We start from the raw sequence: 10,322 nt of genomic DNA, 5'->3' as shown, positions 1-10,322 counted from the left end.
AAAATATTTTATCAAACACAATTATTATACAAAAAAATACTAAATTATTGAATAAGTTGCTCATTCATGATCTATCGTAAATATCTTATCTTATCTTATCTTATCTTATCTTATCTTGATGGTGTTTCAAAAAGTATGCTGAAATAAAAAAAACAGGTAAGAATTTGATACTATAGAGAAATGCTAATCACTCTACAGATCAAATGTCCTACCTGCCTGAGCGACAGTATAAAGAAAAATGGCACAAAAGTGGATGGTAAACAAAATTACCAATGTAAAATATGTAAACGTCAGTTTATCGGTGATCATGCACTTAGCTATCAAGGTTGCCACTCAGGCATAAAAACCAAAATATTACACCTCATGGCGCGAGGTAGTGGCGTTAGAGATATCGCAGAAGTTGAAAGAGTCAGTATTGGTAAAGTTCTACGTACACTGAGTCAATCAAAATATCAGATCCAAGCACAGCAAAGTCATTATGAAACCCTTGAAGTAGATGAGTTCTGGACTTTTGTTGGCAATAAGCAGAATAAACAATGGTTGATTTATACTTATCATCGAGAAACAGGTGAGATAGTTGCTTATGTTTGGGGTAAGCGAGATTTAGCGACTGCAAAACGGCTTAAGGCAAGATTAAAGCAGCTAGGAATAAGCTATGCTCGAATATCGAGTGACAACTGGGATAGTTTTGTTACAACCTTTCAAAAGTGTAAACAATTGATTGGTAAGTTTTTCACTGTGGGTATTGAAGGCAATAATTGTCGATTACGACATCGAATCAGGCGAGGATTTAGGAGAAGTTGCAACTTCTCCAAAAAGCTTGAGAATCATCTCAAAGCCTTTGATTTAGAGTTCTTTTATATCAACAATGGATTCGTCTAATGCCAGCATACTTTTTGAAACACTGCCAAATAATTATTTAGTGAAGAAATTATAAATATATATATGAAAAATAAAACAAGAAATTGGATTAATTGCGAGTGCAACCGAATTTTTAAATAGCTCATATACAGTATAGATCTATTCCAAAATCATCATGATTTTGGAATATCTTATTTTAGTTACACAAATTTAACTTAATCCACCCCCAAAGCTTTAAACACAGCATCTACTGGATCAGCATAAAAACTGGTCTGGAACTTGGTAAACAGCTCAACTGGAATGGTTGGGATATCTGCGGCACTACTCATTGGCAAAGCGACTTTCTTGGCTCCGGCATCGAATGCAACCTGAAGACATTCAGCAATACTTTCAACCGGTGTGACGTTTCCACCCAGACTCATATTCCCCAGTAGGGTTGAATGGGTTTAATACGAGTATGACAATTTAAACTTCGATGATCAAATTTTCTCTAAACCCATTTTTTCCTTGTTCTTGTGGATAACCTAAAGGATTGATTACTAATCTACATTCGTCGACTAAAGTATCCACTGATGTATGCGTATGCCCTGAAATCCAAAGTTTGAAACCTTTAACATCCAAGTCATTTATAAAATAAGGATTTAGGGCTGATGCAATAGGATGCTTTCCCCAATATGGATCAAGACAAGCTAAATGAGGTGGAAAGTGAGTAATGACGATCACATTATCTTGACCCTTAAATTGCATAATATTTTGGTGATATTTTTTAAATAGTTCTAGGTAGTCATTAGCAGTTATAGTTCGATGATCACTGCCAATCATGATTTGATCAAAATCATAAATCGATTGTTCAGCAACTTTTTGGGACTGTAAAAGTACCTTATGAGATGTAAGTGGGGAATTGGAGCGGAAGTTCGAAAATAGTGTGCCACCTACAAATACTTTATCTTGTACCTTGATATGGTTGTGATCAAGTAGTGCATTTTCAGGGTAGTTTTCTTTCAAGAAATCTACGACTGAATTGTAGTTAGAGTAATAGTAATCATGATTACCCAAAACAAAGATAAATTTTTTATTCAGCGTTTTACATATTTCTGTAAACTCAATTACACCACTCAAACGATTAGAAAAATCGCCAGCGTGAATAATTACGTCAGCTTCTTCTGATATTGAATATTTGGAATTGTGAGTATCCGATAAAATTTGCAGTTTCAATATATTTCCTTGATTAAATCGAATTACTAAATTTATAGGGTTAAGTAGCTGATCACTTTATGCATCAACTAAATATTGTAGAGTTTAGAAGATATTCATCTGTATGCTTAAGCCTTTAAGAATATAGTTAATTTTTTTGAATTAATTGATTAAATATTAGTCATAAAATTTGACCAATTGAATTTATGCACATAAGAGGCTTTGTTGCATAAAGCCATTGAAGGTAAAGTATTCCTAAGTTGCTAAAATTTAGGTTACAACTTGGGTATGAGATCTGCCTAATTCTGTAAATTTATTTAATACGGCTACACGTGCATAGATCTCGTTCACTTGGCTGTCAAAATTCCTTGAGCAGAGTTTATCGCCTAACAATTTGATGAAATGCAGCTTGGTTTCGACCAAACTTCGCCGATGATAACCAGACCACTTTTTCCAAAGGACTCGTCCTAGGCGCTTAACTATTTTTAGTAATTCATTTCTCTCTTGCGAATGAACTTTTGTATCTTTCCACGGCTTTGCATTTTTTCTGGGTGGAATAATTGCATGCGCTTGTCAATCTACAATGACCTGACGGCATTGTTTTATGTCATAAGCCTCGTCTGTATAAACTGAATCAATCTGTTCATCCAACGGGATTTGATCAAGTAAATCCCCGAGGACTTTGAATCACTCACATTATTCATAGTGAGCTGAACTGCACGTATTTGTAGGGTTTTAGCATCTATACCAATATGTAGTTTACGCCATTGTCGACGATATTCAGGCTGATGTTTCTTGCGCTTCCATTCACCTAGAAATTTCAAACTAGTGGAGTCGATAAGTAGATGCAGCCCATTGCAACTCTGTTAATAGTTAATTTGAATATCAATATGCTTTTGTCTTCTGCAAATGGTCGAGTAATCTGGTGCCGCCCAATCTAATCCGCAAAGTTTAATCAGGCTTTGCACAAAGCCAGTGACCATGCGTAGAGAAAGACGAAATATGGATTTAATCATTAAACAGCATTGGATGGCTGTGTTGGAGTAAGTTTGATTTCGACCATGTTTGCTTTTTGGTTGAGCATACCATTGTGTTTTTGGATCAAACCAAATGGCAATATTCCCACGATTAATGAGAGCTCGGTTGTATGTTGACCAATTGGTTGACGGTAGATTTTAGGTGTAGGCTTATTCATCTCAAAATTATATTGTGGAATAAGCCTTTAGAGATAGGTTTGTGCAACAAAGCCGTTGGATATTTAAGTATGTAATGATGGTAACTATACTGGTTACTAAAACCATAGCATTTTCAATAATAAATATATAAAACAATATATTACATTTATATATGATGCGTATGGTACGCATCATATATATTTTCTTCTATTTTGATATAATGGATCTCGTCAATCCGCTGATAGGTTTCATTTAAATTTCATGAGTCTTACTGAAATTAAAGTTCGCCAAGCTCATTGCAAGGAAAAAACTTGTTTTTTATCCGATGAAGATGGACTTAGCCTGAAGATTGAGCCGACTGGAAGAAAATCTTGGTGCTATCGCTATACAGATCCACAAACAAAAAAACGTCGCCGCATTCAGTTGGGGCTTTATCCTGATTTATCGCTGAAAAAGGCACGACAAGTCAAAGATGACTTTAAAGACAATAATTATTGTTTTGAGCATGATACTGTCTCTAATGTCATCACCTTTCGTAAGGTAGGGGAGGAGTGGCTGCAGTTCAAACTGAAAAATGCATTTAATGATTCACCCCGCTGCGGTGTACTACAGTTAGCAGAAAGATGTTTACAGCAAGATATTTATCCAGACCTTCAGGATTTACCTTTTCAAAACATCAAGCGTTATGACCTGGTTTCAGTAATCAAAAAAATAGAGGGACGCCAAGTAAAAGAACCTGTCAAGAAAGCTTGTAGTTATTTGAACCAAATTTATGACTACGCTGTAGCGATGGGTTATTGTGAATTCAACATCGCGCATGGTTTAAATAAAATCGCCATTAACAGTAAAATCAAGAAGAATTATCCGTATTTGAAAGCGGAGGATATATCAGATTTTAAGAAAAATTTATTAAAATTGGATGCCCATCCGATTATTAAAAAAGCACTGCTGTTCAAATTACATACTGGCGTGCGAGGGGCTGAATTGTTATTGGCTGAGCCTCATCATTTTGATTTAAATGAAAAAATCTGGAAAATACCTGCCTTGCATATTAAACAGTTTCGACGAAAAGTCATATTAGGCCATGAGATTCCCGACTTCTTAGTTCCACTTTCAGATCAGGCTTTAGATATTTTAAAAGACGTCATGCAATGGTCATACGGTGAAAAGTACATTTTTGCTAGCCCACGGAAACACAATCAACCGATTCATTTTAATACATTAAATATGGCTATACGTAAGATGGGCTATGGAAAACATCAATTATCCTCTCATGGACTACGTTCCACTTTTAGTACCATTTTGAATGACTCAGGTTTGTTTCAAGATAATTGGATTGAGGCACAACTTTCACATATTGATAAGAACCGTACCCGTGCCAGTTATAATCATGCTGATTACTTAGTTCAACGGACTGAAATGATGCAGTGGTGGGGTGATTATTTAAGTAATGGCTAGGTGATTACTATACTTTTATATAGAAAAACTCTCCAACATGGGCATCAAATACTTTGGTTACCACCTTATAGTCCTGACCTTAATCCTATTGAAAAAATGTGGGCATGGGTGAAAGCAAAAAGGAAAAAATGGTTGGTTAACTCAATAGATAAGCTTTTTGGTCGTTTCTTTAACGAGTGTATGAGTAATTAAGCGGTTTGACTATAATTGAGAGTTAATAACAACTGATCCTCTATATCTAAAGTATGAGGACGGCCTGATTTCTTTTTGAGTGATTCTGCTTTTTCTAAAACCTCTACCATTTCAGTAAAAACTTGTCGAGGTACACCAACCAAGCGTTTGAATTCAGAATCTGAAAAACGATTTAATTTCTGATATCTCATGAAATTTATCCACTGGAGCGTAAAACCTCGGGGTTTAGCCCGAGGATATAAGCGACTAGTGTAAGCCATACGAACGACATGAAATGTCGTTTTAAATCCTTGTACTATAGTCACTATTAAGAAAAATACTGTTAAAATAATTGGATGAAGACACTCAAATTACGCATAAAAGACAAACATTACAAGGTGCTAAATCAGTTAGCGTCCGAAGTAAATTTTGTCTGGAATTATGTCAATGATTTGTGTTTCAAGCGCAAATAGCAATTCTTTTCAGCCTATGATGTAGCGAAATATACTAAAGGTACATCAAGAGAATGTAACTTGCACAGCCAAACCATACAGGCAGTGACCGAAGAGTTAGTGACAAGACGTAAGCAATTTAAGAAAGCAAAACTAAAATGGCGTGTCAGTAATAAAAAATCAGCTAGGCGTTCTTTAGGTTGGATTCCATTCAAGAAAGTAGCAATTAAATATGCTGATGGCTATATTCAATATGGTAAACACCAATTCAAGCTATGGGATAGCTATGGACTATCAAAATACACTGTCAAAACAGGCTCATTCGTAGAAGATAGCCGTGGGCGTTGGTACGTTTGTTTGGTTGTGGATTCAATTAAAACTGAAAAAACCACCGCCAAAACATCAATCGGCATAGACTTAGGTTTAAAAGATTTAGCGACTTGTTCAGACGGTGTAAAGCTGAAAGCCCCTAAAATCTATCGGCAATATGAATAAAAACTTGGCATAGCACACCGTGCAAAAAACAAGAAACGTGTCAAAGCGATTCACGCCAAGATCAAGAATATCCGTCAAAATATGCTGCATCAATTCAGCCATAAACTGGTGAATGAACATGCAGCCATCTTCGTTGGCAATGTGAATGCCAAAGCGTTAGTACAGACTAGATTGGCTAAATCAGTGCTAGATGCCAGTTGGACAACACTAAGAACCATGCTCAAGTATAAATGCGAGAACGCAGGGGTATGTTATGAAGAAGTCAATGAGGCCTATACCACCCAAACTTGCTCGTGCTGTGGCTCACGCTCCAGTAGTCCGAAAGGTAGAGCAGGACTTGGAATAAGAGAATGGCAGTGTCGTGAGTGTGGTAGCTCATGGGATCGGGATATAAATTCCGCACTGAATATTCTTGCGCTCGGACATGAGCGTCTCGGAGGAGGAATCCCCGTCCTTTAGGTCGGGGAGGATGTCAAATTGAGGTGGTTTTTACTTTCGCAAGAGGTCTAATTTTTAAAAACAACTTAGGCTAATTGATAAACACTATCTGGAAAGATTAAAAGAAAATATTTTTTAATTTCTGCTAATTCGTTTAAGGTAGGTTTCCTTTCAAGAAGTTGAAATGTCCAAATAAGTACAGCCTGATGATTATCATAGCAAGTATTTACTCCAAGAAAATTAGCCATTCCGTAACTTCTATTGATGTTCATTTCTTTAATTAATTGGTTTCCTAAGTCACGAGCTTGCTGGCTGATCAATAACTCATTCGGTAGCACGGCGGTCATCTCCACAAAATAATCTAATGCAGGTTCAATCCTTATATTTAAAAAGTTATAATTTATTTGAAATGGATAAAATATACTTTCTATAAGTTGTAATAACCTGCTGTAGGTTAATTTTAGCAAAGTATTACTCAGGCAACAACTTAAAATAACCCGCAGCAAGTTATTTTTTTGTAAGTTAATTTAAATATGATTACTTGTAAGTTATCTAGGCTCATGGGCGATAGAAAAATTTTAAAATTAAGTGAGGTGGTGCATGCAACAGGTATCAATCGCAATACGCTCACAAGTATGTATTATGACCGTGCTGTACGTATTGAATTACCAGTCGCTGATAAGTTATGTAAATACTTTAACTGTACGATGAGTGACTTGTTTGAGTATGTAGATGCTCTTGAAGAGCAGAATTAATGAATACTTCGTTTGATAAGTTTACTCGACTGGTCTCATGCTGAGTTTATAAAATATAACTTTGTACACGACAAAAAAAGATAACTCATTGAAATAATGGCATAATACTTGTTTTCTGACGACGAATATGATGACACATTTCAATGGGTTACATATCATCTTAAACAAATATCTAAAGTGGAACAAGGCACATGTAAAATGTTTTACACTGATTATGCTGGCATTAATTGTAAAACAGACATGTAATCTTTCTTCTGCATCTAAAGCCTTACCCATCAAGTGCTTACCATAATCATTTTATCGACGTATACAACGCTTCTTTGCAGATCAGTATTTCAATTATCGTCAAATTTCTCAGTTAATTTTCAATATATTTTCATTCGATAAAGTCCAATTAACTTTGGATAGAACCAACTGGAAATGGGGAAAACGAGACATCAATATCTTGATGTTAGCCATCGTCTATCGTGGAATAGCGATACCTATTGTTTGGACATTGCTCAATAAACGTGGAAATTCAGATACAAAAGAGCGTATTGCTTTGATTCAACGCTTTATCTCCATTTTTGGTAAAGATCATATTGTAAATGTGTTTGCAGACAGAGAATTTATCGGTGAGAAATGGTTTACATGGTTAATTGAAAATGACATTAGCTTCTGTATACGTGTTAAAAAAACTTTATTGTGACCAATCACTTAGCCAAGAATCATAAAATTAGTGATTTATTTCATCATCTTCAAGTTGGTCAAATTGAATGTCGTAAACGACGTATTTGGGTTGGTCGAGTGAAACTGTATATTAGTGCGCTACGATTAGAAGATCGAGAACTTTTACTTGTTGTTTCTCCTATGTTTAATGCTTCTGCTATTCGTGATTATGCATTACGCTGGGAAATCGAAACCTTATTTAGTTGTCTCAAAGGACGTGGATTCAATCTTGAAAATACTCGTTTAACAGACCCTAGACGAGTCAAGAAATTGATAGCAGTGCTAGCGATCGGTTTCTGTTGGTGCTATTTAACAGGTGAATGGCAACATGATCAAAAAAAAAGCGATAAAACGAAAGAAGCATGGACGACTTTCAGTAAGTTTATTTCGCTACGGTTTGGACTATGTTCAAATGGCTATTCTACGTTTGATTGGTTTTGGAAAAAAAGAAAAATTTAAGAAAGTGCTCGCAATTTTAAGGAAGAAAAAGCCTGATAGGACAAGGTCCCTATGAAATTTGTCGTTTACAGAGAAAATTAGCATAATACACGTTATACTAAATTAAAAATGGGAGCCTAAGCTCCCATTTTTATTAATGATTTTTTAAATCTTTTAGCATTGCTTCACGCAGAATTTTATTCATACGTGTTTGATAACCTTTTCCTTGTGCTTTTAACCATGCTAATACATCCGCATCAAGACGAACTGACGTTTGTTGCTTCACTGGACGAAAAAATTGCCCATGACGAATAGCATTACTCCAGTCTGTAATTTCAGGAATATCTGATAGATCTAGCTGATCGTCAGGAACCGTTCCCTTAGCAAGCAAGTGTTCAACTTCAGCATCTTGCTTGTTGCTGAAATTTTCATTCAGCTCTTCGCGTGTATATCTAACCATGCTCATATTGATTGCGCTCCGCTTTGGTTACTTGTCTTGCACTAATGATTCGTATGATTTCACAGTCATCTTCATCAAAGATGGTATGAGCGACTAATAACATCAGTACGCCTTTAACCTTACCAATGGTTTGCCAACGCTCTTCCCCATTGGTATGTCTGTCTTGGATTGAGATCCGTAGAGGATCTTCAAAAACAAGGCTTGCAGTTTCAAAAGAGATATCATGCTTTTTCTGATTCTTTCGATTCTTTGCCTCATCCCATTCGAAATACTGTTCCATAAAAAACATTCAAATTTGTATATACAATAATGTATCACATAATTGTATCGCTCAAGCTGAATAGAGTTTTTTTTGGTCAATTTTATTGGCTGAAAGTGACAATTTCGCTGAATAAAAAGCCGACTTGTTTCAAAATCGGCCTTTTGCTGTTTTTTAGGGTGGTTGAAATTTTTTAACTATATGAAAAACAATAATTTTTTAAAGAACTGTAACTCCAAAATAGAAATGTCCGGTTTCTCCAAAGTAAAAATGTCCGCTTTTAGAATATGCACTTCTGCAATTTCCTTAGCGGACGGTTTGATATGTTGGTGTCTATGTCGGATAAAGAACTTAAACGATTGTCGGTCTTGCAGGAAATCTGCGATCAACGCATAACTCAATCCTAGGCTGCTCAGCTACTTCATATTTCAGAACGTCAGATCAGACGCTTACTGCAGAAATACAAAGCCCAAGGTCCAGTTGCATTAGCCCATGCCGGTCGTGGCCAAATCAGCAATTCCAAACTTCCTGAAGAACTCAGACTCAAATGCCTCAATATTGTTTCTGACCAACTCCATGGTTTCGGGCCCACTTTAGCGCATGAAAAGCTCACCACCGTACATGGACTCGATCTTTCAGTAGAAACCCTGCGTTCCTGGATGATTGCAGCTGACTTATGGATTCCTCGATCCAAGCGCCTGAAACGCCCGTATCAGCCTCGTTACAACCGGGATTGCTTTGGTGAACTGATCCAAATTGATGGCTCACACCATGACTGGTTTGAAGGACGCGCTGCTAAATGCTGTCTGCTGGTGTTTATCGATGATGCTACAGGAAAATTGCAGCATTTACGCTTCTGTGAGTCAGAATCAACCTTTGACTATATGATTTCAACACGCTTATATGTCGAACAGCACGGTAAGCCTTTAGCATTTTACAGCGACAAACATTCAGTCTTTAGAGTGAATCAAAGCAGCAAGAAAGACACTAAGATTACCCAGTTTGGACGTGTACTCAGCACCCTGAAATCGATATCATCTTCGCTAATTCACCGCAGGCCAAAGGCCGTGTGGAACGTGCTAACAGAACCCTTCAGGATCGTCTGATCAAGGAGATGCACCTGAAATGTATCTGTTCGATTGAGCAAGCTAATGCCTGGCTACCCTGCTTCATTGAGCAGTTCAATCAGAAGTTCGCCAAGCTGGCTTTTAATCCTAAGAATCCACATCGGCCTATCACTGAAACAGCCGAAGAATTAGATGATATTTTTACTTGGCGTGAACCCCGCAGAGTCACGAATAGCCTGACGATTACTTATGATAAATGCGTATATCTCCTGGAAAACACCGAAGAAAATCAAAAGCGTTGAATCAAAGCAATACGCTCTTTTGTATCTGAATTTCCACGTTTATTGAGCAATGTCCAAACAATAGGTATCGCTATTCCACGATAGACGAT

At 36.6% G+C, this 10,322-nt stretch carries 8 protein-coding genes and 6 pseudogenes; 7 read left to right on the top strand and 7 right to left on the bottom strand.

The features are described from left to right. Window positions 1–180: 180 nt before the first annotated feature. Window positions 181–882 (top strand): IS1 family transposase, encoded by a 702-nt coding sequence (locus F908_RS00415; protein ID WP_005155693.1) that lies wholly within the window; start codon window positions 181–183, stop codon window positions 880–882. Between the two features lie 194 nt (window positions 883–1,076). Here the strand turns inward: F908_RS00415 and F908_RS00410 are convergent. From F908_RS00410 to F908_RS15295, 3 genes and pseudogenes are all read right to left on the bottom strand, one after another. Then, window positions 1,077–1,295, bottom strand: a pseudogene (locus tag F908_RS00410) (S16 family serine protease); the annotation flags it as partial. 31 nt (window positions 1,296–1,326) lie between these two features. Further along, window positions 1,327–2,076, bottom strand: coding sequence for a metallophosphoesterase family protein (locus F908_RS00405; RefSeq protein WP_005155690.1), 750 nt, complete (start codon window positions 2,074–2,076; stop codon window positions 1,327–1,329). Between the two features lie 249 nt (window positions 2,077–2,325). Then, window positions 2,326–3,250, bottom strand: a pseudogene (locus F908_RS15295) (IS5 family transposase). 241 nt (window positions 3,251–3,491) lie between these two features. On the opposite strand from F908_RS15295, the gene F908_RS00395 reads away from it, so the two are divergent. Together F908_RS00395 and F908_RS00390 are read left to right on the top strand one after the other, a co-directional pair. Next, a complete protein-coding gene (locus F908_RS00395; RefSeq protein WP_005155689.1) occupies window positions 3,492–4,688 on the top strand; it encodes a tyrosine-type recombinase/integrase in 1,197 nt (398 codons plus the stop codon). Next, complete coding sequence (locus F908_RS00390) at window positions 4,689–4,880, top strand: transposase (RefSeq protein WP_034602465.1); 192 nt, start codon at window positions 4,689–4,691, stop codon at window positions 4,878–4,880. It abuts the gene before it with no gap. Window positions 4,881–4,891: 11 nt separating this feature from the next. Here F908_RS00390 and F908_RS00385 read toward each other — a convergent pair. Next, a pseudogene (locus F908_RS00385) lies at window positions 4,892–5,071 on the bottom strand (IS5/IS1182 family transposase); the annotation flags it as partial. Window positions 5,072–5,215: 144 nt separating this feature from the next. On the opposite strand from F908_RS00385, the pseudogene F908_RS00380 reads away from it, so the two are divergent. Further along, window positions 5,216–6,265: pseudogene (locus tag F908_RS00380) on the top strand (RNA-guided endonuclease InsQ/TnpB family protein). Window positions 6,266–6,330: 65 nt separating this feature from the next. On the opposite strand, the gene F908_RS00375 reads toward F908_RS00380, so the two are convergent. Continuing rightward, window positions 6,331–6,582, bottom strand: a complete 252-nt coding sequence (locus tag F908_RS00375) for a hypothetical protein (protein WP_005155685.1) — start codon at window positions 6,580–6,582, stop codon at window positions 6,331–6,333. 195 nt (window positions 6,583–6,777) lie between these two features. Between F908_RS00375 and F908_RS00370 the strand changes: the two genes are divergently transcribed. Both F908_RS00370 and F908_RS15815 read left to right on the top strand, forming a co-directional pair. After that, entirely contained in the window at window positions 6,778–6,999 is a 222-nt protein-coding gene (locus F908_RS00370) for a helix-turn-helix domain-containing protein (RefSeq protein ID WP_034602463.1), read from the top strand. A 130-nt stretch (window positions 7,000–7,129) separates the two neighbouring features. Beyond that, a pseudogene (locus F908_RS15815) lies at window positions 7,130–8,221 on the top strand (IS4 family transposase). Between the two features lie 78 nt (window positions 8,222–8,299). Here the strand turns inward: F908_RS15815 and F908_RS00355 are convergent. Next, on the bottom strand, window positions 8,300–8,611 hold the full coding sequence (locus tag F908_RS00355) for a BrnA antitoxin family protein (protein WP_005155677.1): 312 nt from the start codon (window positions 8,609–8,611) through the stop codon (window positions 8,300–8,302). Next, window positions 8,598–8,885, bottom strand: a complete 288-nt coding sequence (locus F908_RS00350) for a BrnT family toxin (RefSeq protein ID WP_005155676.1) — start codon at window positions 8,883–8,885, stop codon at window positions 8,598–8,600. The genes F908_RS00355 and F908_RS00350 overlap by 14 nt, the downstream gene beginning before the upstream one ends. A 314-nt stretch (window positions 8,886–9,199) precedes the next feature. On the opposite strand from F908_RS00350, the pseudogene F908_RS00340 reads away from it, so the two are divergent. After that, a pseudogene (locus F908_RS00340) lies at window positions 9,200–10,227 on the top strand (ISNCY family transposase); the annotation flags it as partial. Window positions 10,228–10,322: the final 95 nt, after the last annotated feature.

It is taken from the genome of Acinetobacter sp. NIPH 284, from assembly GCF_000369425.1.
GTDB lineage: Bacteria > Pseudomonadota > Gammaproteobacteria > Pseudomonadales > Moraxellaceae > Acinetobacter.
Note: the sequence above shows the minus strand (reverse complement) of the source record. Positions and strands in the feature narration are given on the sequence as shown.

Excerpts from the sequence above, each read along its gene's own strand:
- F908_RS00415 (WP_005155693.1), top strand. The coding sequence starts at position 181 with ATGCTAATCACTCTACAGATCAAATGTCCTACCTGCCTGAGCGACAGT.
- F908_RS00350 (WP_005155676.1), bottom strand. The coding sequence starts at position 8,885 with ATGGAACAGTATTTCGAATGGGATGAGGCAAAGAATCGAAAGAATCAG.
- F908_RS00355 (WP_005155677.1), bottom strand. The coding sequence starts at position 8,611 with ATGAGCATGGTTAGATATACACGCGAAGAGCTGAATGAAAATTTCAGC.
- F908_RS00395 (WP_005155689.1), top strand. The coding sequence starts at position 3,492 with ATGAGTCTTACTGAAATTAAAGTTCGCCAAGCTCATTGCAAGGAAAAA.
- F908_RS00370 (WP_034602463.1), top strand. The coding sequence starts at position 6,778 with ATGATTACTTGTAAGTTATCTAGGCTCATGGGCGATAGAAAAATTTTA.